Here is a 22,519-nt window from a genome sequence, read left to right as displayed (position 1 = left end):
CCCAGTGGGACGGCTTTGTTATTTTGTTGTTTAAAATAATTATTTCAATCCAAAGTTTTTAGAAATTCCTACTCCAATTTCTTTTCCGAAAGAAAACGTAAAATTACTGTTGGTAGCATCAATACCATCTGCTTTTAAATGACTGTATTTAATCCCTCCAATATTGAAGTTTAATCCAAATCCATTTTTGAAATTGATAAATAACGCAGGGGTAAAGTTGGTATAGAAACCGTTAGCTTTCACTTCACTGGTAGAACCCATGGTAGTTGTTTTCATATTCTGATTTTGATACCCGGCACCTAAATCTCCATAAACAGCAAAAATATCACCTAAAGGAACTGCATAACGAACGAATGGACCAATAGCAAATTCATTGTTTTTTACAGTGGAAGCACTATTATTAATACCTTCCTCATTTTTACCAGAAGTAATAACAGAGTTAATACCTACCGTCCAGTTTTTGTGAAACTGATAACCTACCGTTGGGGTAAAGGTAAACGCTTCGGTACTGGAAACTTTGTTCCCCATGAACTTGTTACTGTCATTGCTATAGCCAATGTTCCCTCCTACTAAAAGAGTGTTTTTCTGAGCACTTACCATTCCAAATACTGCGATGGCAGTCACCACTAAGATTTTTTTCATACTTTTTGAATTTTATTCATTCATTAACAATCAGTATGCCAAATCATAATATATGTTAAATAAAAGACAGTATTAAAGTCATAAAAAACAACAAGTAATACACTGTAAATAAGTAATATAAAATTAAAAATACTATCTACACATCAAAATAAAACATTAGATTTGATAAAAAAAATTAGCAATTTTTAACATTTTGCATGAATTTTATTTTATCTAAATTTTGTTCATCATATAAATTACGTTTTATATATTTTCATACAAAATATAAAACACAACATATTAACAATCAGATAATTAAAAAAGAATTTTTAAAGATTAACAAAATTTTTCACACATATAAAAAAATCTTTTTTATTTCATGGTAAGTTTGTCATCCTTTTTCAAATTCCTTTCTCTTATATGCATTGCAGATTTCGACTATACATCCAAAAATGCTGAAAAGGGCTTCCCTATAAAAGTCTGATCTACAGTCAACGATTACTCTATGGATTCGCAGTATTTCCAATCGTTCGTAGTATTGGATGAAATATTTTTTCCAGGTATTCTTCTTCTCTTTTTCTTGAGGCTTTAGAATCTGTAAAGTAATTACTGATTTTATAATTTTTTACGAACTGATTTCTTTTCTTACCAATTGCATAATAGGCTCCTCCTCTATCATCCCTGATAAAATAGGTCATTTCATCAAAAGTCATAATTTTTTTTGACCAATAAAGTTTTTTGTAAATACATCTTTCCGATTTATCAAAAATATAGGTAGCCGGAACTTTGAAAAGCAGATCATACAGAAAGTACGCCATATAAGCACCCCACGGTATCAGGGTAATTCCCAAATGACCACCGGACCATTGACCTCGATAATAAAATAATATCGCTACAAGCGCAACTATACCCAATGCCAACCACCAGACCAAGGTACGGAGGTAGCTGTAGTTCGGCATAAAACGGATTTCACTTCCGTTTTCTTCAAACTTATAGCGGTCGATTGCGTCCATGATCCTGATTAATAGCCATGATATCTTCAGTTTCGTTGACCATTTTCTGTATTCCTTTTTGGGTAAGAGCCTGTCCAATGGTGAGTCGTTTATCTTTTCCGTTGATATTAAAGTGAGCAGATAACATGACGTTGGTAGTAATCAATCCCATATATTTAGTAGCAATTACTTCAAAATTGGTAAAATCATTCATAGAATACGTCTGTGCAGGAACAAAAATGCTATGTTTCCCTGTAATGGTTTGTCTTTCGACATCAATAATAAATTTTTTAGCAAAGAAATTAATTACAATAAGGACAACAAGAGCTATGAGAGCCAAACTTAAAAGTTTTATACTACTAAAAGTCCAGACTGCTATTGCTAAAAAAATGATAGACAATATCGCTATAAATACAGGCTGATTTTTAAAGACATATAGATTTCCGTCTTTTTTATAGAATGAAAGTGTATTCATATTAGTTTTTTTATATTTTGGTTTAAAAGTTTAACAAAATGGCGGATAAAAGTAAGCAATTAGTTTTTATCTAAAAATCATATCCTCACTACAGTTTTAATTTTATTGTGGGTTTGGATATTTTCTTTTAACTTCTTCTCCTACTAAAAGTTTTACAATGGATCTGTTAAAACGCATCAGATCGTAAGGATCATTGTTTTGACAAAAGGCATCCGGAACATTTTTTTCAGCATAATTCTCACAAATTATAGTAGTACGGCTGTGAGGCCGACTTCTATCTGCACTCTTAAAGTCTCGAAATCCATTATCCTCTCTTTTTTGAAATGGGCGGTAAAAATAGCTTAATCCTATTAAATCAAGTTATATATTTACAAAAAGGATAGCCAGTTTCATGATTTTGAATATCTTTTTAAAGCTATGCAAGTTATAGACAAAACAATGTAAGCAATTGTAAGAGTGAAAGTACAATCTGATTTCTTTTCAAAGGAAAAACACGAGAGGAGTAACAACTAAAATATATCCGGACAGGCATTAAGCGCATTACAGTAGCAGAAATTCAAAAGTGGGAGTTCTCCCCGGAATTTACATTTAATGCAAAAGTAGATCAGGCAATGGCTCCAGGCAAGGCTCTCAAATACTATACATGAGATGACAAAAGTGCAAAATCCTGAAAAAAGGAATAATTTCAGGAAAACTCAATTCTTTTATTGATAAAAAGACCAAGAAAGCAACAGGCCGGTGATGAGACCATGAATTGCATCTTCCCTCCCCTTAAAATATCATACTCTATTTCCTTCAGATTTTTGTGTGAGACAAATTCGTCAAAACAAATCTGTAATCTTGTTTTATAAGCGAAAATCTGTTTATCTGAAATCTTTATTTAAAAAACTTCCACTTGGGAATAATCGCCAGCATACCAAATCCTGTAAAAAGGAAAAGATTGGTTACATCCGTATACAGAAAGGTTGAAAGGTAATAATTATGCATAAAAAAATGCAATACTAAAAGTACCGGGAACATGAAGATTCCTATTTTTCTATAGAAAAACATTAGTATCAGCCCGATCATCATGAAAAAATCAATGGAAAAAATCACATAAAAATACCATCTCGGGATCTCAAGATATTCATGTTGCAGATATTCATCAACATCAATCCCCAATCCCATTACAGTAAATAACATTAAAGCCGCAAAGGCTAATACAAAACCCCATCCTTTCTTCGGATCTTCATCAAAATAGCTGTATTCTTCCATAAGTACAAAAATAAAGAACTTATGAGAGATTTCATAAGTTCTTTTATAATAATTCGTTTAAAATTTGAATTAGATAGAGATCGCGTTGATCAGTCTGTTTTTATCACTTAAGTATTCTTCCATAGAAATCATACTTTCAGTTCTCATTACATCCTGAATGTCGTCTATCTGATAAATAATTCTTTTAGCATCCTCTGTATTCTTAGCTCTTACTTTACAGAAAATATTATATTTTCCGGAAATAACGCTAGCTTCGATTACGTTAGGAAGAACTGACAATTCTTTCAATACTTCTTGAGTACGGTTTGATTTTGTCAAAAGAATTCCAATGAAAGCTGTAAAGTGATAATCTAGCTTTCCGTAATCGATGTTAAGAGATGATCCCAAAATAATACCTGCATCCTCCATCTTTTTCACTCTTACGTGAATTGTTCCAGCAGAAACATCCATCTGCTTTGCAATTTCAGTAAAAGGCATTCTTGTGTTTTCTACTAAGAAATCAAGAATCTTCTTGTCTATTTCGTCCAGTTGATAGTTCATATTAGTTAAATTACAATTTCTTTAAAAAATCTATGTATTTTTTGCAAATTTACGAAAAATAATTTAACTAAAAAATATATATCAAATATTAACAATAATTAACACAGATGATAAAAATCATTAAAATATTCAAATTATTTACCTTGTGATTTTATAGAATCTGTTTTTATTTCACTTTTACCTTCTGTAGTTTTTTTGTCTTTTTTCTTCTTTTTAAACAAAGAATTGAAGCTTTTACTCCACATAACTCCTACACCATAAGCCTGATTAGCAGAACCATTTGTACTGATCATACCAATATTTGCTGGCTTAGAATATCCCCTTAGAAGTAATGTACCGTCATTCTTTTTAGAAAGATCATATTCAATAGATCCCTCAGTAGAGAGATAATTAGCTTGTGTACCCTCTGTTCTTGACAATGGAATTCCCAGTCCGGTTTTGACATTGATCCTCGGTGAAACGGCAACACTAACTCCCGCATTAGCTCTGTCTCCAATGTTGGCATTTTGGTCCCCTTTTACATAATTCAGGTCAATCTGAAATTCATTACTCATGGTATTAAGAACTGATCCTAATTGTTTCAGAAGCATATTATACCCGGAAGATTCCGCTACATTCCCTACATTTACGTCTACCCCACCCGTATTGGACACGTTAAACGTGCTTAAAAGGAGAACTGAACCAAATTGAAGTACCTTCTCTCCTTCCTGGCTCATTTTTGCCGCCAAAGTTTCTCTCACCTGGCTTGACACATCCATAGCGGTTACATTAAGATCAATTTTAGGGTCTACCAACGACTGGGTAATGTGGGCCTGCAGCAAAATACTGATCGGCTGAAGCTTACTTAAATTAAGATACTCTCCAACATTGGAAACCATTCTCACATAATTGGCATTAATATCCAATGCCGGTTTCATTGCATCCCCATCCCATCTGATACTACTATTTCTTTCGATCTGAAAAGTTTTATTAAGAATAGCCTTAGAAACAAATGTACCATTATCTACCTTATAAGTACCACTCATCGCAATATTTCCTTGTCTGTTCATGTGGAATCTTAACGGGTCTGCAGATCCTTTTACAGTAATATTTCCGACATCATCACCCACCAGTACATTGACGGTGGTTCCTTTATCCACTGCCAGGTTGAAGTCAATATTCATATTGGCACCTGTTTTCTTTTTCTCTTCAAGGGTTACCAGCCCGTCTTTTCCTTCTTTAAGGAATCTTAGCATTTTAAACTCTTCAACATTGGAAGTAGAACTCGAATTGAAGGTAAAAGTACTTCCATTCAATGCCTTCATATTAGGCGTGGTAATACTCAATCCTGAAACGGGTCCATCAACATAAAGATCTCCCTGACCATATACCCTTCCCCAGAAAAGATCAGAATCCTTTTGAGTATTATTCAACATCAACAGATTATCTGCTCTCATTACGAGAGAAACCCCCATTGAAGAAAGAGTTTCAAACTGAATCGCCCCGGAAATATTACCTTTAGAGTTATTTCTTCCGTCGTGCACTTCAATATTGTTAAGAATCGCCAGACCCTTTGTAAGCTGGATCACGGTATCATCAAATGAATAATCTACCCCTGTAAATAAAAGTTTTAAGCCGAAATCTTTTAAAGCAATATCTCCATTGTAGTCAAGGTTCTTTAATTTACCATTGATTTTAAGATCTCCTGTTGCTTTTCCTCTCAGGTTTCCAAAAATAGTTTGTACAAACTGCTGGGTAAACGAAAGATCAAAGTCACGCATCTGCGCTGTAAGGTCAATATCCGGAGAAGCAGTATTGTTATTAACAGTACCTGTTACATCCAGACTGTTTCCTCCCAATGCTCCTGCCGAATGTACTTTAATATCAATATCATAAACGTTCAAAGAGAACCCGTTGGTAGCAGATACGGTAATATCCCCCATATCATTGCCATTCATTTTAATATCATCAATGGTAAGATCTACCAATGGCTGCAGGGTACTTTTATCCATTTTGATCTTCACACTTCCGTTAGCAAGACCTTTTATATCCATCCCATTCCCTCCTGACTGCATTTCCAGAAGCTTCTCAATAGAAAAATCATGAATATCAGCATCCAGATAAAAGTCCTTCATCGATTTAAACTGTGCTTCCTTGATATGTAAAGCACTGTTATCAGAATAAATTCTCAGGTTTCTGATATCAAAATCACCGGTAGCCTTTCGATATGTAATGGAGTGATTAAGCTCCGGACTTGTATCAACAGCCCAGGTAACTTCATTAAATTTCACTTCTGTCGGTTCAAATCTAAAAACATAATCACCTGCTGCATCCGTTGACTGATCGACATTAATGGCATACTCCTTAAGTTTTTCGTTAATTTCATCATCAGGACTTCCGTGCTTAAATACAGTCGCAAGGTGAAGGGTATTCCCATTCTCATTATTTCCTTTAAGCTCGAAATCTTTTATAATATTCTTATTATATTCTAACCTGTTGATTCTGGCATATATCTGCTGGTTAAGGTTTGCCGTATTAATTCTCACCTTAACACTATCTACCATAGCACTGTCTTTGCTTTGATTCTTTCTGTTATTAACAGTGTAATCAGGATTAGAAGAGGCTAAAGCTTTATCAGCGTCCGTGATCTCCTCTTCTTTGGTCATAATATATTTTAAAGCAACAGCATCAAGATTCAGAATCAGGTTATTAGAATCACCATTATATTCACCTTCAACCAAGGCTCCATTAGGAAGTTTCAAATCTGGTAAAAAATAATTAACCAGTCCTTGCTGTACATTAAAATTCATGTTGAAGCTCTGCCCCCGGTACATTTTTCTCGGAGGTGGACCAACCAGTATTTTCCCAATTCCGTTTTCTACCATTCCTGCAAGATCTGCAAGGTTGTATTTTCCTGAAATTTTTCCGGTAGCTGCCCCTGGCGCATCAACATCAATAACACGCCCTCCTGCTTCTACAAATGTTTTTAATTTAGCATTAGGAATATCATATTTTTGAGTGGCCGTCGCAAAATGAAGACTATTGGCATTAACATCCAGAGTCAGGTCATTGAGTGAAGACATTGCCATTTTACCTTCTACCTGTCCGCTGACAATCTGACTGCCAGGCTTACCTGTAAAATAATTCATATTCAGATAAGTGACGTCAGCATTTATATCTGTAGAAATTCTGGACGTACTGAAGTCAATCAATCCTTTTATTGTAGCTTTTGCCTGTTCATCATTAACGGTGATGAGTCCGTTGTATTTTTTGTGATCTAATAATCCGTCCAGATAGAGATTATTAATCACTTTATCCATGATTTCGATACTTGCAATCTGAGATTTGGTGGTCAATCGCATGGTATTGACATCAAAACTTTGTCCGCTCAAATCAAATTTACCGGAAATAAGACCTACCGATTTGTTTTTGGTAATGACGGAGGTGTTAAGATCTTTTACCTCCAGATAGCCCGTATACTTAGGCATAGCTGTACTATAGCCGGTCAGTGAAAGTTTAGAAATCTTTGCCTGCCCGATTCCCGTCAACAAATTCCCGTTTTCCACATATACCAGATCAGGGGTTACTTTTGCTGTACCGTTGTATTTTAACTTTCCAAAATCATCCGCAAAATTTTTCATTTTACCGGAAATAAAGGAAGGCATCATCGCTTTCAAATCTTTATAGGTGAAATCTGTGGAAAGATCTTTTGTTTCAATGGCAAAATGTCCTTTCAACAGATTGTCTACTTTCATTGTCTTTGTAGCTATATTGACATCGGGATTTCTGATCAGGAAATTTTCAAGGTGGAATTTATTTAAGGGCCCTGTCATTTTGCCTGCAATATTGAATGGTTTAATATTATCCCAATTGGTTACAAAATAACTGATATCATATCCGCTTACCTGGCTCCCCTGTTCAATATTCATATCCCAGCGCACTTTATCAGCAAAATCTGCCCATGAACCATTATGAAGATTGAATTTAATATCTCCCTGAAGCAAAGTATGGTCAGTATTTAAAGTAAGGTCCTTGAGTGATAAAAACTGATGCGTTAAAGAAAACTCTGTTGAAAAGGTATCTACAAAATGAGACTTCCCCCATCTGGAGGTTACAAAAGACATATTATTGATCAATGCCGAAACATTGGGGCCATTCACTTTAACATTGGGAGCTTTAAGATTGAATTTTGTTGCAGTCAGCCATTTTCCATGTTCTCCTTCTGAATTTTGATTCACAATAGAAACTTTAGAATCAATAATCTGCACTCTGGAGTTCAGCTGAAAAGGAGGTTTTTTGGGATCTCTTTTCTTTCCGTCGTCAAATAATTCTGTAAATCGGACAAAGTTGGAAATACTGTCTCCTTTATAGGTAATAACCTTTATCTCTGCATTCATCAGAGTAAGGGAATTAAAGCTTAAAGAATTGCTTTGGCCGGAAATGGCATTTGCTGCCAGAGAGAGCCAGTCTGAATCGGCACGAAATTCACGGGCCTGAATAAAGTCTAAGCCTTTATAATCCTTTACTTTTAATCCTTTTATAGTAACGTCTCCGAAATAATTTACATCCACACTTTCAGTGGAGAATCCGGATTTAAAATCATTGTTTACAAGTTTCAATGCCTGATCTGCCGCCCATTGCTTGGTAACCGGAAGATTGATCGTAATAAGTACTCCTCCGACAAGCACAATACCCAGCCAAAAAAGAATAAGAAGAAGCTTTGCCCACCAGGTGTAGCTGGTGACATCTTTCATTGCCTGTTTTCCAAATTCTTCAGCCGTTTCTACAGGATGATGAATGGCATCTGAAGCCAGTTCAGATGCTTCTTTTACTGTTTCCCTGACCTTCCCTTCTACATTTTCAACAGTCTTTTGTACCTGATCTCCTAAGTTTTCAGTTACTGATTTTTTATTCTCATTCTCGTTATTATTCTCTAACTTTGCCATTATTATGAGCGACTCTATAATTTTAGGTATTGAATCGTCTTGCGACGACACCTCAGCAGCTATCATCAAGGGGAATTCCATTCTTTCTAATATTGCCGCGAACCAGGCCATCCATAAAGAATATGGCGGTGTAGTCCCTGAATTGGCTTCACGAGCCCATCAACAAAATATTATCCCCGTTGTTGAAAAATCTTTTACCAAAGCAAATATACAACAAAATGCCATTTCAGCTATAGGATTTACACGTGGACCCGGACTTTTGGGATCACTTCTCGTAGGTACATCATTTGCTAAGTCTTTGGCTATGAGCCTTAATGTTCCATTGATTGAAGTAAATCATCTTCAAGCCCATATTCTGGCCCATTTCATCGAGGATGCAAATCCTGTGCCGCCAACATTTCCTTTTCTATGCCTCACGGTAAGTGGCGGACACACCATGATTGTCCTGGTAAAGGACTATTTCGATATGGAAATTATCGGTAAAACGATCGATGACGCGGCAGGTGAAGCTTTTGATAAAATCGGAAAGATATTTGATCTGGATTACCCTGCAGGCCCTATTATCGACAGACTGTCTAAAGAAGGAAATCCTGATACTTTTAAGTTTAACAAACCTAAGATGGAAAATTATGATTATTCCTTCAGTGGTATCAAAACATCAGTATTGTATTTCATTCAGAAAGAAGTGAGAAAGAATCCTGATTTTATTAAAGAACATCTTAATGATCTGTGTGCTTCGGTACAAAAAACGATCGTTGAAATCTTAATGAATAAACTTGAAAAAGCGGCCAAAGACCTCAACGTTAAAGAAGTTGCCATTGCCGGTGGTGTTTCCGCCAATTCTGCATTAAGAAAAGCTATGGAAGACAATAAAGAAAAATTGGGTTGGAATATCTATATTCCAAAATTCGAATATACTACTGATAACGCAGCGATGATTGCTATGGTAGCCCAGCTGAAATTTGAGAAAGGAGAGTTTACGGATTTGAGAACCTCTGCGACTGCAAAATATGACCTATGAAAATACTCTTAGAAGAAAAAATACTGGGAACACATTCTAAAAAGAATTCAAAATATTACTGGGTGTTAGAAACCATTACAGGAAAAAGTAATGATTCGGAAAATTCAACAGATTATTTCCCATCAAGTTCTGAAAAAGGATATATTCAGGATGTAAAAGATGAAATTCTGGAAAAGATAAATTCGGAGCACCTTTTTAGTTTCCCTTATACTCCCAAAGAAGGAGACTACTTGTCAATTAAAAATAACTTAAGAAAGCAGGAATATTTAAATCTGATTTTTATCAATAATAAATGGATAGAAGAAATATTCATGTGTACTTACCGCGAATGTGATACTGATATATATACTACCATCAAAACCGGTGTAGCATTCTTAACTCAGGATATATGATATGAAATTATTCTACGGACATATAGCAGATAATAAAGTCATCATTAATGACGAGGAACAACAGCATATCGTAAAGGTTCTTCGGATGAAAGCCGGAGAAGACATCTATGTGACTGATGGAAAAGGAAATCTGGCATCAGGAAAACTGGTTATAGAAGGAAAAAAAGCAGGTATTGAAATCGCTGAGATGAAAGAAAATCTACCGGACTTTACTCCAAAACTTCATATTGCCATTGCTCCCACTAAAAATATTGACCGCATCGAATTTTTTGTGGAAAAAGCTGTGGAAATGGGAATTTCTGACATCACTATTATTATCACTGAAAAGACGGAACGTAAAATAATCAATGTCGATAAGCTCAGAAAGCAAAGTATTGCGGCATCAAAACAAAGTCTGAGATTTCATTTTCCTGTTATCAATGACGCCATAAAACTCACAGACTTTCTGAAAAATACTGATCCTGAAAATACCTTTGTGGCACACTGTCATGAAAATCTGGAAAGAATTGACCTGAATCATATTCCCAAAATGGAACAGATTACTTTCTTAATTGGTCCTGAAGGAGATTTTTCTGAGAAGGAAATTTCGTTCTTGGCAGACAATAATATCAAAGCGGTTTCATTGGGCAATCAACGATTGAGAACTGAAACTGCCGGCGTTTTTGTAGCTGCCTGGAATTACAACAAAATGATTTAGTATTTCAACCCTTCACTCCTGTTTTTTTAGAAACAGGAATCAATAGATGATAGGGAAACAGAGCCGCTAAGATGAAAAGGATAGCATTTCTAAAGTCTGCGAGAACAAATTCTATATTGTATAAGTGAAATACAATAATAAACAGCATAAAGAAAGTCAACAATTTTCTGTTAAAAGCTCCCAGAAAACACAGAAGCTGCAGGAGTATTCCTGAAACAGTGAGGATCACCCATAGATTTTCGTAAGCATATATTTCCTTCATCCATGTGGGTATGGTCATATCGGCAACCCAATAATTATTATATGAATTGAGCTTTGCTGCATTTTTGTCTATCCACAACATTTTATCGGTATGCCTGATGATATTTTTGGCTGTTCCTAAAAATTTACTGGCTCCGGCAAAAGTATAGGTCATTAAAAGTCCCAGGTAGAAGTACTGTACTAATTTATAATCCTTTTCCTCAAGATGGTTGGGGAGTAAAAAAATGCTTAAAAAATACCCTAATATGACAAGGTGGTTATCATGATGTAGCCCAAAATTGGCTGACAACGGAAGATTAATAACTGCCATCAGCAAAAAGATTACTGCATTAAGGATATACGATGGCTTAAAGGCTGAAACAATAATAGATGCTGCACAGGTTATTAAAAGACCGGCAAACAATAGCGTTCCCGGAAATTCGGGAAAGATAATCTTTCCCAGCGAAAAGTAGGGCTCATAAATTTCTTCAGGTCTCCCCCTTAGCTGAGAAAACCTAAAATATTGCACCAACAGCCAATATAAACCAACCAGCCTTATCGCATAATAGGCAATCTTATAGTTGAATATAGTAAGCTGAGGATATTTCATTACAGTCCGATAATCAGTTTTTTAGTAACATGCATTTTCTCTGTGCCAAGTTCATTGGGGTTGTAGCTTTCTTTATACAGCAAATATTTCTGAAATTCCGGTCTGGTATCTTTGGCAAAGATTAAAAGCTTCTTCCTATTTTCTTCTCTATCTTCATTCTTATCAATTCTTTCAGCATAGGTGTATACAATCCCTTCCTCATCATTAGCTTCGTAGCTTTCTACCGTCCTGTTTAATATTCTTATGGTATCACCGTTTTTAATTCCATACAATTTATATCTTTCCATAGAATCTTCCCCCCCGGTCGGTACTGTAAACAGCTTCCAACCGGCAAACGGATAAAGTTCCTTATACCCGTTTTCCTGTATGATCAATGTAATAACCGACATTGACACAGAAAAAAAGAAAAGATATTTGGTGTATTTTTTCATCCCATTCAATTCAGGTTATGCTCTTTCTGGTATTTTGCTAAAATTTCCTTTCCACTTTTTATGGAATTGGTTGCCCAAAGAATCTTCATTCTTAAAAGCTTCTCTTCATTTAATTTATAATCAATATCAGACTTTATCAGCTTTTGTTTCAATTCATACATACAAATTGAGGCCGCTACAGAAACATTAAAACTTCTGGTAAAGCCATACATCGGAATAGCCAGTGTCTCATCTGCAAAATCCAGAATTTCCTGAGAAACGCCTTCCATCTCTGTTCCAAAAACCAAAGCAATGGGCTCGGTTATTTCATATTCCGGTAACATTTTAGCATTATTCTCCAGCGAAACGACTACTATTTTATATCCCCTGTCTTTAATATTCTGAAATGATTCCATATTTCGGGGAAGTCGCTCTACCTCAACCCATGTATCTGCCCCTTTTGTCACACGAAGATTAGGTTCAAAACTATATTCTTCCTGTAAAGCCACTACTTTATGAAAACCACAGGCCTCCACTGAGCGTACAATTGCAGCAGCATTCCGGAACTGATAGATATCTTCTACAACCGGAAGTACAAAATCGGAACTTTCCTGTGAGAAATGTTCAATTTTTGCCAGTCTTTCTTCCGTTAAAAATTGTTTTAAATAGTCATAAGTTTCTGTTAATTCTTTCATCTGCATTCAGTTAGTTTTTCAATATCACAAGACAACACCTACCGTGATAACCCTATTTTTTATAAAATTTTACGATAAGCGTTTCATTCATTTTCAAATCTTTGCAAATTAACGTAATTTTGGACTATGAACCTTATCCCGGTTCAATTTCTTAATTAAAAATAATACATGAAACGAAAAGTCCTGCTTATCTATACCGGTGGAACCATTGGTATGGAAAAAGATTATGAAACCGGAAGCCTCCGTGCCTTTGATTTTGGTAATATATTTGAAAAGATGCCTGAGATGAAGCTGATGGAATGTGAAGTTTTCGTACATCCTTTTGCCAAGCCTCTGGATTCTTCGGATATGGGTCCTGAAGAATGGAAAGTCATCGCTAATTATATTTACAAAAATTATGATGAGTATGATGGATTTCTGATTCTCCATGGTACGGATACCATGTCTTATACAGCATCTGCTTTAAGTTTCATGTTAAAAGGTTTAAGAAAACCGGTGATTATGACAGGTTCCCAACTTCCGATTGGTGATCTGAGAACAGATGCTAAAGAAAATCTTTTGACGAGTCTTTATTATGCCAGCCTTTATGAAAATGACGAAGCCGTTATCCAGGAAGTTGCCATTTACTTTGAATACAAATTATTAAGAGGAAACAGAACGCTTAAATACTCTGCAGAATATTTTGACGCGTATGCGAGCCCGAATTATCCTATTCTGGGGCAATCGGGTGTACATTTAAATATCATCAAAGATAATCTGTTCCGTTGCGATCCCAACGTCCAATTTCATGTTGACGAACATATTTCCGAGGATATTTTGTTCTGGAGAATTTTCCCGGGAATGCATCTGAGTCACTTCAGAGAAATTCCTAAGATGAAGGTTCTTATTTTGCAGGTTTTTGGCTCCGGGACTATCTTCAGTAGCGAAAAAACGCAGGAGACACTTGAGGAAATCAGAAATAACGGGACTGAAATCGTAGTGGTAAGTCAGTGTATTTCAGGAGGAATCTCTTTTGGCAAGTACGAAAACAGCAATATTTTCTCAAGAATCGGAGCCATCTCCGGAAGAGATATGACTGCAGAAACAGCGATTACCAAGGCAATGCACCTGATCGACAACCCTAATTATACAGGAAATTTCGCCGACAACTTCACTCAGAGTCTTTGTGGAGAGATAACTGTTGAAAAATTGCAATAATAATTTGGAAATTCAATAAAATACTCTATTTTTGCAATCTCAAAAAGAAAGGTGTCCGAGTGGTTGAAGGAGCTACCCTGGAAAGGTAGTATACGGGTAACTGTATCGAGGGTTCGAATCCCTTCCTTTCTGCAAAGAAACAAAGCCTGTGCTGGATTTAGCACAGGCTTCTTTTTTATTATTCTGTAGAAATATTTTTACCTACAGATTAGGCAGTCTGATTTTTTGATGTTTGTTATTTTTCTATCAACACAAGCAAAATTAGTATCACACCCATTCAGTTTCAACTTTCAATTAATTCTCAATTCTCAACTTTCAATTTTCAATTTTCAATTAAATAAACTCCGTATTTATACTCAAAATAATAATTGGTTATTTATACTCTACTTTAAATACCCGGTTCTTTGTTCCTTTGAAATACTCAACTCATCACCTAAAACGTATTTAATATGGCATCAAATGTAAACTCATCAGGCCAGCTTCAGCTGGGAAACGGAGCTCAATTCTGGGTATACCTTTCACCACAAAATGAAACATCTAAAATGATTTCAACGTGGCGTGTAACATTTTCACAGGGAAACTGGAGCGATTCTATTTCCAGTGAGAATCCGACTAAACAAATTCAAACTCCCAATCTTTCGGGAATATTTGAAATAAAAGTAGAATTACTAAGTGGTTCTACAGGTACATGGCGACAGATTCCTCCACAGGCAGGAAGTTATAACGAAATTGGCTGTAATTCAAACTGTGCTTCTATGGTAGGTATTGTTGCGGATAGCATCAACCCGCCTATCGGCGCTATTAATGCCCATTTCTGGACTACATGGGACGCTATGTGTAAAGCAGGATAAAGACCGACCTATTCATAACAAAATCCTTATTCCAACAAGATAGAGCACTCCTCAGGGAGTGCTCTATTTTATTTGTCATCACTTATTTTCACATGATGGTGTAAGCAATGATGTTACTATGAATGTTATATTTTCTATCATTCCTAAATCTATCCTAAATCTGATCTTTATTTTGTCATGTTTTCAAACATCATTAAAAGTATTTGAATAAACATCTTATGGACAAAGCCTCTACATTTGTTATGATCAATCATTCCTTCTGCGCATCCTTTACATTCTTATCTGATCTTATGATTTCGAAGATTTCAAAAGTAATATTCAAAAATGTGTCCATGGTATTGAGTAAAAAGAAAGTTTTCGTTGGGTTAGTTTTATTAGTTGGTATGACCGGTCTTTTACGGGCACAAATCAGCCCGCCAGGTTTGGGAGATGCCAATACCGCCTTCTGGTCAGCCTTTGGTGTAAAGCGTCAATTGGATTCTCTGGGAAAGAGATCTACGATGAGCTATATTGCCATAGGCAGAAAAAGTAGTCCTGACAATGATAATTTGCTTTCAAAACAGGCTATTCTGGTACTCAACCATGAGTATTATCATTCCTTTGCTCCCCATCAACAGTATAGCTATGCCATCAGCTATCGCCGGCAACCTCATTATGAAAGTGATGCCCCTTATGAAAAAGAAAATACGGAACAGGAATTCAGAGTTTATGGACGGTATGCCTATACATTTGATCTTGGAAAAAAGCTAAAACTGAAAAACACTATTCGTCAGGAATTCAGGAAATTTTTTGATGCCGGGTTCCATAAAGTTGAGGAAGATTTCCAGTTCAGAACCCGTATAAAAAGTCAATTGACCTATAATTTATCTTCCAAAAACAATCAAAAACTGGCCTTAGGGGCAGAAGCTCTTTTTTCCATCAGCCACATGAACGAACCGGATTCTGAATGGAATTCCTTTGGTTATCGGGAAATGCGTCTTACTGCCTATTATATGTTCAATATTCCGAATTCTCCTTTCACTGTTGATATCGGATACATGGATGATCTGATCAGAGGAAGCCGAAGTATCCATCATGGAGGTGTTCATTATCTGGCTGCAGACCTGATCTGGAATATTCCATATAAAAAGCACTAGTTTTACTTCTAATAAAAAAGTCCCGGTCATTGCTGTCCGGGATCTTATTTGGAAGAATTTCTTCCATCAATATAATTAAGTATGAATGTATGGTGTAAAATTTAATTGCATAGGGTCAGAAACTGACGGCTCATCTGTACATTGAATTTAGCATCTGATTTTGACTTTGCATAGATCGTATGTTCAAAAGCACGGATCGTTTTCAGCTTCTGATCAATAAACTCAGCGATATCCACCACAGAAAAAATGAAATCTTTGTAGGTTGCCATATTAACGGTTTGTCCGTAGTACGGAAGGTATGCCTTTAGAAAAGGAAGTACCTTCTGGTGGCGGTTGTAACTGATACAATAGCCTACTCCTTCTACAGAAGTTATACTATCGTAATGATTGATATAATCCAGAATACTTTTATTGCCTTCCAAAGCAGATTTGTTTTTTGAGCAATACCTGTTTACTTTATCCAAAATATGCTGGGCATATTCCATCATGGAGATATTCTTGAACTCAAATACATGGTTTAGATTTTTTCCGGAGGCAGACTCTTTTTCACAATGAGTACAGAAAGAAATTCCGATTTTCTCATGATAAGGGAAAAAGCAGTCTTTAATTTCAATGGAAGCATCTGCCTGCAACCTGTCGGTTGCAAAGTTGTAGTACACATACGGACTGTATAAATCTGCAAGCGCTTTGAGATAATCTATTTCGCTGGTATTATGATATTCTTCAAACCATTTTTCAAGATTATGATAATATTGGCTTTCAAAGTCTGTAAAGTTTAAGTAAAATGGCAATTCCATAGCTCTGTAATTTTGATGAGACAAAGCTATAGTCGTAATGCGACAAAACTTGACGTAATATTTTTTTGTTTAAATTAATTTGTAAAATCTTTGACAAAGGGAAAGCAGAAAAAAGGAGAGACCAATTGATAAAAGGCTGAAACTTGACCATTATTGAGCATGAAATCCCAGCATTCAATGGTTTTTATTTAGTATTAAAAATTTAACGCTAAGGTTTACAAATTTTTTATGTAAATCTTATAGATCTTTTGCAAAGGCACTTCATTCGGCAAAGACAAACCTTATTCATCTCTGAGCGAAATCAAAGATTATCTCCTTTCAATCTATGAATACTATTTTGACAGAGCTAAATACAGCAACAATCTTAAAACCATAAAACCTGCATCATTTCCTTACAGCAAATAATAAACGACCAACCCATTGAATGATCAAATTACGTTTTCCATTTTCAACTTTCTATTTTCAACTCCTTATTTATCATAGTTTTTCATCATATACTCGAAATAGTGGATCATTTTCAGATAGTTTTCAATGCTCACGTATTCGTTGGTACTGTGGATACTCTGCTGTTCTGCACTATTGATTTTAATCGGCATAAACCTGTATACATTTTTGCTTACAATCTCATATTTACCGGCATCTGTACCCGCCATGGTGAGATAAGGTGTAACGATAGCACCAGGATGAATTTCTTTAACCCCTGCTTCTATTAATTTAAATGCCTTTGTATGGGTTGGAGATATGGCAGAAGCTTCTCTTGTATTATCAATTTCTTCAACTTCAACATCGAAGCCTTTGGTTGCTTTGGCAATGTGATCTCTGACATCTTTAACACTGTTTCCGGGAAGAAGCCTGAAATTGACCACAAATTCCACTTCCGGAGAGAGAACATTGGTTCCGTCACTCCCTTTCATCATGGTTAAAGCAGTTGTTGTTCTAACTAAAGCGTTGGTTGTATTATTTTTGGTCAGTTGTGAGATCAATACAGGTTTCAACAACCACTGATTGGCCAGTGCCATTCGGGTAGTAAACGGCATTTCACCACCGATATTGGTGAAAAACTCTTTGATTAACGGAGTGATTTCCGGCTTCATCTGATCATCTTCCAAACGCTGCATGATCACTGCAGCTTTCCCGATAGCACTTTCCATAGGAGGCATAGAAGAATGCCCTCCCAACCCTTTGACTTTAATTTTAGCAGAAAGAAATCCTTTTTCAGCACAACCTACTACGGCAACGTCAGTATCTATTCCGGCTACATTGCCTTTTCTCATGATCAATCCACCTTCATCGTACACGGCATCAAATTTCAACCCTTTTTTCTTAAAATAATCTGCAATCTGTATCGCTCCTTTCTGACCTCCTACTTCTTCATCAAATCCAAAAGCCAGGTAAATATCGCGTTGGGGAATCTGCTTGTTTTTAATCAAACTATTCATGGATTCCATTAAAGAGAAGAGCATCCCTTTCATATCAATGGCTCCTCTTCCGTAGATTCTTCCGTTGGCAACAGCCCCTGAAAAAGGAGCAAAATCCCAGTCTTCAGCAACTTTTGAAACGGGCTCCAGGGGTTTATCATCAGGGCGGAATATATTTTCCTCGTTATTTTTTATATCTGCATCTCCCGGAGGCACAACATCCATGTGGGAAAGGAAAAGAATCGGTTCTAATGACGGATTAGTTCCTTTCAGTCTGAACACAAGACCATATTGATTGACCTCAACGTTTTCAGTATGTTGAAACACCAGAGGATAAGATATTTTCAGGTATTCTTTGAACCGGGCAAATGGCTCATAATTAAACTCACCCAAACTTCCTGTAGACACAGTAGGAATCTTTATTCCTCCTGACAGGTGCATCACTGCAGAATCATTTTTTACAGGCTTCCATCCTTCACCGGATCCCAGATTGTTTTTCTTAAAAGGATAAGTATAGGTTTTAATCAAAACAACCGCAGCGAGGATAACAATGACTCCCAGAAGGATTAAAAGAAACTTTTTCATAGCAATAGGTTTGTGATGTGGTTTGGTGCTATAAAGATAGGAAAGTATTTCTTCTTTAACAATTTAAAGCCCATCTATATTGACTTTCAATGATAATACAAAGGCCGCTTCATAAGAAACAGCCTCTTCCAATTAAAAACCTTGTGATTTTAATCGTCTATTTATTTTTTGCCCAAACTATCCAATGAATGATATCGTCTACAACCAGTGCTGTATTTCCCATATTGCAATGATTTTCGGCAGCATCACTTTTGGTATAGAGTGTATAGGTCAGTGATTTCACATGAGGCAATGCATCAATAACTCTTTTGTAAAGCGTTACCGGAATAAAATGGTCTTCACTGGAACCCATCAGTAAAAAGTCCTGAGTAATCTGGTGGCCAATACTTTCCATCTCAAAATCTCGGGTTCTGTTGAGATAATCGTAGGGAGTTTCCACATTCATGCTGAACATTCCATGTTGTATGGCCCATTTTACGAGAGGATCGGCTTCCATTTTCTTTTGAATCAGAGCATTGACCTGTTCTTTTTCCTCCTGATCCATCAACAATCTTAATTCTTTGGGAACTTTACTCAGCACCACATCATAAAAGTTCGGCATAATTCCCCAGGCCACTACCCTCTTTATCCGGCTTTCAAACGCTGCTGCACGGGGAGCCAGCATTCCCCCAAGAGAGAGTCCGATAAGGGTGACATCTTCCAGCTCATAAGCATCCAAAATAGCCTTTACAGGCTTTTCCCATTGATAGGTATAATAAATCCCCGATTCTCTTAAAGCGCCTCCCTGTCCCGGACCATCAAAAAGATAAACAGCAATTCCTTCCGATAACAAACGTTGAACAACCGGTAAGAATTCTTCCATATAGGAATCATTTCCTCCGTGGATGATCACGGTATCTTTTACTTCTGTTTCCGGAAGGCAAATCCAGACAGGAAGTTTTCCGTTTTCATAGGTTATCTCCTCTCTTCTGATTGTTTTTATAAAGAGATCCCGATAGTGCTCATAGAATAGTGACTTTGATTTTCTGTAGAGCATTATTTTATCGGGAGATCCGTCTGCTTCAAAAAACTCTGCCATCCTGTAATATCCGATGGCACAGGTTATCCGCCCGTGTGCCTCCGCTCCTTCAGCAAGAGCGGTCATTTCCCTTACCCAGTCTTCTGTCGTTTTGATCAGAGGCGCAATGGTTTTGATATCTTCAAGATCCCCGCCTCCCCACATGATGGTTCGGTTCAATTGATAATTAAAATTTGCTTCATCATGTAATGGATACGTTCCTTTTTTCATTATGATTCTTTTTTAGTGAAAAACAGGCAGGCTGTATTTTACCTTATCCAGCAATGCCTTTGTTAGCTTAACTTGTATCGAAATTAGGATTAAAGTTTAGCTTTTCTTTTCACCTGGATTAAAAAAGAATCATGAACGTTGTCCTCTTATTTTGCTTAATTGCTGTTGGGTCATTCCAAGGTATCCGGCAATGTATCCGAGATTAATTCTCTGAAGCCAATCCGGATGTGCAGCTACCAGCTCGTGATAACGTTCATCTGTAGATTTTATTTGTTGGTCTATCATTCTGTTTCCCATTATGATCAAGCTTTCAGCAAACAGGTCTTCCATAAACTGCTGAATTTCCGGAGACCGGGATTTTAATTCCAATACCTGATGATAAGGCATCCGGAATATTTCACTGTGATCTTCAATGACTTCAATTCCATACGGCACTCTTTTCCCGGACAATATGCCTGAGAAAATAGCAATACACTGATGATCTGAGCTGATCCAGTGGGTATGATTCCGGGCTTTATCATCATAATAGAAAATACGGGCTACCCCTTTTCTGATATAAAACAAATCACGATGAACCTCATCCACATCAACAATAATTTCTTTACGCCGGTATAGTGTACTCTCAAATATTTGAGTGAGGTTTTCAATGACTCTGGTATGCTTCTTACTGATCATGACCGATTATATAATTACCTATCTAAAGGTAGTGTTTACTTTTATCATTCTTCAGAAAAAATATAGTCCCCATCTGAACGTTTCGATCGTCATGACAACAAAAGATTATATTATGAAAAACATTTTGCATATTATTTCCAGTGCCAGAGGAAGTGAGTCTTACAGTAAAGCACTCAGCTCAGCCATTGTAGACAGGCTGGTTCAACAAGGTAATATCAACACAGTTACTACCAGAGATTTGGTTAAAAGTCCACCCCCTTATGCGGATGAAACCTCTATTTATGAGTTTTATAAAACTCCGGAAGCCTACAATGAACGAAGCAATCAATTGCTTTCTTATGCGAATACTATCGTGGATGAAATGCATAAGGCAGATATTATTGTCATAGGAACTCCGATGTTTAATTTTAGTATTTCAACCCCGTTGAAAGCCTGGCTGGATCAACTGATCCGTGCAGGAGTTACCTATGCTTTTGATGAGCAATGGAACCGTGTGGGTCAGTTTAGGGATAAAAAAGTATATCTCGCTGTCGCTTCCGGCGGGCGGAGTATTGAAGGAACACCGGACTATCTTTCCGCATATCTTAAAGATGTTTTGAAAGCGTATACGGGTATTACGGATGTTGAAACGTATCGGATTGAAGGAACGGTGGAACCTGGTTTCGAGCCCGATTATGATCATATTTTGGAGAAAATGAAATTTTAATATTTTGTCACTTGCGACAAAGCTCTTTTTTGGTTGGAAATCACGATGGCGCTAAGTGGCTCTGATATTATGATTTTTAAGGTGCAGGAAAACCGAAGATTTTCAGTAAGAGTCTGCTGATTTTTTTTGCCACGAATGCACGGATGATTTTTATTCGTGCAGTCGTGGCATTTTTTTTCTGTATGAATGGGTTAATTCAGGATCCCGTTCATGTGGGTAAGGATGATAGGGGCTCCGTCAGTAACAACAATGGTATGTTCGTGCTGAGCCATATAACCGCCTTTATTTCCTACCATCGTCCAGCCATCCTTAAGTTCTACGGCAATATTGGAATCGGTAGAAATAAAAGTTTCTATGGCAACTACAGAATTCTTTTTAAAGCGTCTGGTATCGAAGCGGTTTTTGTAATTCAACAATTCATCCGGTTCTTCGTGTAAGCTTCTTCCCACACCATGGCCTCCAAGGTTTTTGATGACTTTATAACCTCTTTTCTTAGCTTCATTTTCCATTAGAGCTCCGATATCGGCTATTTTCACCCCTCCTTTGATATTGTTAATGGCTTTTTCTAAAATATCTCTGGAAGCATCCACCAGCTTCTGATGGTGATGAATATCTTTTCCAATGACAAAAGATCCACCATTATCAGCCCAGTATCCATCCAGCTCTGCAGAGACATCGATATTGATTAAATCACCTTCCTGCAAGACTCTTTTTTCGGAAGGTATACCATGGCAGAATTCATTATCTACACTGATGCAGGTCCAGCCCGGAAATCCATAGGTAAGGTAAGGAGCTGATTTTGCTCCGAAGTCCGATAATATTTTGGCTCCATATTCATCAAGGTCTTTTGTCGTCATTCCGGGTTGGGCATAACGGGTCATCTCCCTCAAAGTATACGCTACGGCTTCACTTATTTTCTGCATTCCCGCCAGTTCGGATTCGTTTGTGATAGACATTATTTTGGTTTTGATTGTTGATATTGACAAAGTTATGA

General features: G+C 36.6%; 21 protein-coding genes and 1 tRNA gene. 8 read left to right on the top strand and 14 right to left on the bottom strand.

Annotated features, from left to right (window positions below):
• Positions 1-39 precede the first annotated feature (39 nt).
• From C1631_RS21545 to C1631_RS21520, 6 genes are all read right to left on the bottom strand, one after another.
• Positions 40-642, bottom strand: coding sequence for an outer membrane beta-barrel protein (locus C1631_RS21545; RefSeq protein ID WP_103248210.1), 603 nt, complete (start codon positions 640-642; stop codon positions 40-42).
• A 482-nt stretch (positions 643-1,124) separates the two neighbouring features.
• Complete coding sequence (locus C1631_RS24420; RefSeq protein ID WP_228441419.1) at positions 1,125-1,634, bottom strand: hypothetical protein; 510 nt, start codon at positions 1,632-1,634, stop codon at positions 1,125-1,127.
• Entirely contained in the window at positions 1,612-2,088 is a 477-nt protein-coding gene (locus tag C1631_RS21535; RefSeq protein WP_109714150.1) for a hypothetical protein, read from the bottom strand. The genes C1631_RS24420 and C1631_RS21535 overlap by 23 nt, the downstream gene beginning before the upstream one ends.
• Positions 2,089-2,964: 876 nt before the next feature.
• Entirely contained in the window at positions 2,965-3,342 is a 378-nt protein-coding gene (locus C1631_RS21530; RefSeq protein ID WP_109714148.1) for a hypothetical protein, read from the bottom strand.
• Between the two features lie 69 nt (positions 3,343-3,411).
• Positions 3,412-3,882 carry an Lrp/AsnC family transcriptional regulator gene (locus C1631_RS21525; RefSeq protein WP_034703315.1) on the bottom strand — a complete coding sequence of 157 codons (471 nt, stop codon included), beginning with the start codon at positions 3,880-3,882 and terminating at the stop codon, positions 3,412-3,414.
• Positions 3,883-4,016: 134 nt separating this feature from the next.
• A complete protein-coding gene (locus C1631_RS21520; RefSeq protein ID WP_109714146.1) occupies positions 4,017-8,807 on the bottom strand; it encodes a translocation/assembly module TamB domain-containing protein in 4,791 nt (1,596 codons plus the stop codon).
• 4 nt (positions 8,808-8,811) lie between these two features.
• Here C1631_RS21520 and tsaD point away from each other — a divergent pair, with 4 nt between their 5' ends.
• From tsaD to C1631_RS21505, 3 genes are read left to right on the top strand one after another with little or no spacing between them, the layout of a single operon-like run.
• On the top strand, positions 8,812-9,828 hold the full coding sequence (tsaD, locus tag C1631_RS21515) for a tRNA (adenosine(37)-N6)-threonylcarbamoyltransferase complex transferase subunit TsaD (RefSeq protein ID WP_103248800.1): 1,017 nt from the start codon (positions 8,812-8,814) through the stop codon (positions 9,826-9,828).
• Entirely contained in the window at positions 9,825-10,220 is a 396-nt protein-coding gene (locus tag C1631_RS21510) for a hypothetical protein (protein ID WP_109714144.1), read from the top strand. Before tsaD ends, C1631_RS21510 begins: the two co-directional genes overlap by 4 nt.
• Position 10,221: 1 nt before the next feature.
• Complete coding sequence (locus C1631_RS21505; RefSeq protein WP_103248802.1) at positions 10,222-10,917, top strand: RsmE family RNA methyltransferase; 696 nt, start codon at positions 10,222-10,224, stop codon at positions 10,915-10,917.
• A 4-nt stretch (positions 10,918-10,921) separates the two neighbouring features.
• Here the strand turns inward: C1631_RS21505 and C1631_RS21500 are convergent, their stop codons facing one another.
• Genes C1631_RS21500 through C1631_RS21490 form a run of 3 tightly spaced genes read right to left on the bottom strand, consistent with a single transcriptional unit; the run spans position 10,922 to position 12,878 of the window.
• The gene (locus C1631_RS21500; protein WP_109714142.1) at positions 10,922-11,767 is read right to left on the bottom strand and encodes a hypothetical protein; all 846 of its coding nucleotides are present in this window, start codon (positions 11,765-11,767) and stop codon (positions 10,922-10,924) included.
• Entirely contained in the window at positions 11,767-12,198 is a 432-nt protein-coding gene (locus C1631_RS21495) for a hypothetical protein (protein ID WP_123966761.1), read from the bottom strand. Before C1631_RS21495 ends, C1631_RS21500 begins: the two co-directional genes overlap by 1 nt.
• Before the next feature lie 5 nt (positions 12,199-12,203).
• Complete coding sequence (locus C1631_RS21490; RefSeq protein WP_109714138.1) at positions 12,204-12,878, bottom strand: TrmH family RNA methyltransferase; 675 nt, start codon at positions 12,876-12,878, stop codon at positions 12,204-12,206.
• 162 nt (positions 12,879-13,040) lie between these two features.
• Between C1631_RS21490 and C1631_RS21485 the strand changes: the two genes are divergently transcribed.
• From C1631_RS21485 to C1631_RS21470, 4 genes are all read left to right on the top strand, one after another.
• Positions 13,041-14,069: an asparaginase gene (locus C1631_RS21485; RefSeq protein ID WP_103248162.1), complete on the top strand. Its 1,029-nt coding sequence runs from the start codon at positions 13,041-13,043 to the stop codon at positions 14,067-14,069.
• Between the two features lie 45 nt (positions 14,070-14,114).
• Positions 14,115-14,201, top strand: a tRNA-Ser gene (locus tag C1631_RS21480).
• Positions 14,202-14,518: 317 nt separating this feature from the next.
• Positions 14,519-14,920: a hypothetical protein gene (locus tag C1631_RS21475; RefSeq protein WP_103248163.1), complete on the top strand. Its 402-nt coding sequence runs from the start codon at positions 14,519-14,521 to the stop codon at positions 14,918-14,920.
• Positions 14,921-15,138: 218 nt separating this feature from the next.
• Positions 15,139-16,056, top strand: a complete 918-nt coding sequence (locus C1631_RS21470; protein ID WP_109714136.1) for a DUF2490 domain-containing protein — start codon at positions 15,139-15,141, stop codon at positions 16,054-16,056.
• Between the two features lie 101 nt (positions 16,057-16,157).
• On the opposite strand, the gene C1631_RS21465 is transcribed toward C1631_RS21470, so the two are convergent.
• The 4 genes from C1631_RS21465 to C1631_RS21450 all read right to left on the bottom strand — a co-directional run bounded on the left by C1631_RS21465 (position 16,158) and on the right by C1631_RS21450 (position 20,819).
• Positions 16,158-16,853 (bottom strand): hypothetical protein, encoded by a 696-nt coding sequence (locus C1631_RS21465; protein WP_103248165.1) that lies wholly within the window; start codon positions 16,851-16,853, stop codon positions 16,158-16,160.
• Between the two features lie 470 nt (positions 16,854-17,323).
• Positions 17,324-18,856, bottom strand: a complete 1,533-nt coding sequence (locus C1631_RS21460; RefSeq protein WP_103248166.1) for a M20/M25/M40 family metallo-hydrolase — start codon at positions 18,854-18,856, stop codon at positions 17,324-17,326.
• 157 nt (positions 18,857-19,013) lie between these two features.
• Positions 19,014-20,144: an alpha/beta hydrolase gene (locus tag C1631_RS21455; protein ID WP_109714133.1), complete on the bottom strand. Its 1,131-nt coding sequence runs from the start codon at positions 20,142-20,144 to the stop codon at positions 19,014-19,016.
• 129 nt (positions 20,145-20,273) lie between these two features.
• Positions 20,274-20,819 carry a Crp/Fnr family transcriptional regulator gene (locus C1631_RS21450; RefSeq protein WP_103248168.1) on the bottom strand — a complete coding sequence of 182 codons (546 nt, stop codon included), beginning with the start codon at positions 20,817-20,819 and terminating at the stop codon, positions 20,274-20,276.
• A 112-nt stretch (positions 20,820-20,931) separates the two neighbouring features.
• On the opposite strand from C1631_RS21450, the gene C1631_RS21445 reads away from it, so the two are divergent.
• Entirely contained in the window at positions 20,932-21,525 is a 594-nt protein-coding gene (locus tag C1631_RS21445) for an FMN-dependent NADH-azoreductase (protein ID WP_103248169.1), read from the top strand.
• Positions 21,526-21,716: 191 nt separating this feature from the next.
• Here the strand turns inward: C1631_RS21445 and map are convergent, their stop codons facing one another.
• Positions 21,717-22,481: a type I methionyl aminopeptidase gene (gene map, locus C1631_RS21440; protein WP_109714131.1), complete on the bottom strand. Its 765-nt coding sequence runs from the start codon at positions 22,479-22,481 to the stop codon at positions 21,717-21,719.
• Positions 22,482-22,519 lie beyond the last annotated feature (38 nt).

The organism is Chryseobacterium phosphatilyticum (assembly GCF_002899825.2).
In the GTDB taxonomy this organism is placed as follows: Bacteria; Bacteroidota; Bacteroidia; order Flavobacteriales; family Weeksellaceae; genus Chryseobacterium; species Chryseobacterium phosphatilyticum.
The sequence above is the reverse complement of the archived record's forward strand: the minus strand, read 5'-3'. Positions and strand labels throughout refer to the sequence as shown.

What these genes read in the sequence shown, in the direction of transcription:
- C1631_RS21485 (WP_103248162.1), top strand. Translation starts at nt 13,041, where the DNA reads ATGAAACGAAAAGTCCTGCTTATCTATACCGGTGGAACCATTGGTATG.
- C1631_RS21505 (WP_103248802.1), top strand. Translation starts at nt 10,222, where the DNA reads ATGAAATTATTCTACGGACATATAGCAGATAATAAAGTCATCATTAAT.
- tsaD (WP_103248800.1), top strand. Translation starts at nt 8,812, where the DNA reads ATGAGCGACTCTATAATTTTAGGTATTGAATCGTCTTGCGACGACACC.
- C1631_RS21475 (WP_103248163.1), top strand. Translation starts at nt 14,519, where the DNA reads ATGGCATCAAATGTAAACTCATCAGGCCAGCTTCAGCTGGGAAACGGA.
- map (WP_109714131.1), bottom strand. Translation starts at nt 22,481, where the DNA reads ATGTCTATCACAAACGAATCCGAACTGGCGGGAATGCAGAAAATAAGT.
- C1631_RS21500 (WP_109714142.1), bottom strand. Translation starts at nt 11,767, where the DNA reads ATGAAATATCCTCAGCTTACTATATTCAACTATAAGATTGCCTATTAT.
- C1631_RS21495 (WP_123966761.1), bottom strand. Translation starts at nt 12,198, where the DNA reads ATGAAAAAATACACCAAATATCTTTTCTTTTTTTCTGTGTCAATGTCG.
- C1631_RS24420 (WP_228441419.1), bottom strand. Translation starts at nt 1,634, where the DNA reads ATGGACGCAATCGACCGCTATAAGTTTGAAGAAAACGGAAGTGAAATC.
- C1631_RS21455 (WP_109714133.1), bottom strand. Translation starts at nt 20,144, where the DNA reads ATGAAAAAAGGAACGTATCCATTACATGATGAAGCAAATTTTAATTAT.
- C1631_RS21520 (WP_109714146.1), bottom strand. Translation starts at nt 8,807, where the DNA reads ATGGCAAAGTTAGAGAATAATAACGAGAATGAGAATAAAAAATCAGTA.
- C1631_RS21465 (WP_103248165.1), bottom strand. Translation starts at nt 16,853, where the DNA reads ATGGAATTGCCATTTTACTTAAACTTTACAGACTTTGAAAGCCAATAT.
- C1631_RS21535 (WP_109714150.1), bottom strand. Translation starts at nt 2,088, where the DNA reads ATGAATACACTTTCATTCTATAAAAAAGACGGAAATCTATATGTCTTT.
- C1631_RS21510 (WP_109714144.1), top strand. Translation starts at nt 9,825, where the DNA reads ATGAAAATACTCTTAGAAGAAAAAATACTGGGAACACATTCTAAAAAG.
- C1631_RS21530 (WP_109714148.1), bottom strand. Translation starts at nt 3,342, where the DNA reads ATGGAAGAATACAGCTATTTTGATGAAGATCCGAAGAAAGGATGGGGT.
- C1631_RS21470 (WP_109714136.1), top strand. Translation starts at nt 15,139, where the DNA reads ATGGACAAAGCCTCTACATTTGTTATGATCAATCATTCCTTCTGCGCA.
- C1631_RS21450 (WP_103248168.1), bottom strand. Translation starts at nt 20,819, where the DNA reads ATGATCAGTAAGAAGCATACCAGAGTCATTGAAAACCTCACTCAAATA.
- C1631_RS21445 (WP_103248169.1), top strand. Translation starts at nt 20,932, where the DNA reads ATGAAAAACATTTTGCATATTATTTCCAGTGCCAGAGGAAGTGAGTCT.
- C1631_RS21545 (WP_103248210.1), bottom strand. Translation starts at nt 642, where the DNA reads ATGAAAAAAATCTTAGTGGTGACTGCCATCGCAGTATTTGGAATGGTA.
- C1631_RS21460 (WP_103248166.1), bottom strand. Translation starts at nt 18,856, where the DNA reads ATGAAAAAGTTTCTTTTAATCCTTCTGGGAGTCATTGTTATCCTCGCT.
- C1631_RS21525 (WP_034703315.1), bottom strand. Translation starts at nt 3,882, where the DNA reads ATGAACTATCAACTGGACGAAATAGACAAGAAGATTCTTGATTTCTTA.
- C1631_RS21490 (WP_109714138.1), bottom strand. Translation starts at nt 12,878, where the DNA reads ATGCAGATGAAAGAATTAACAGAAACTTATGACTATTTAAAACAATTT.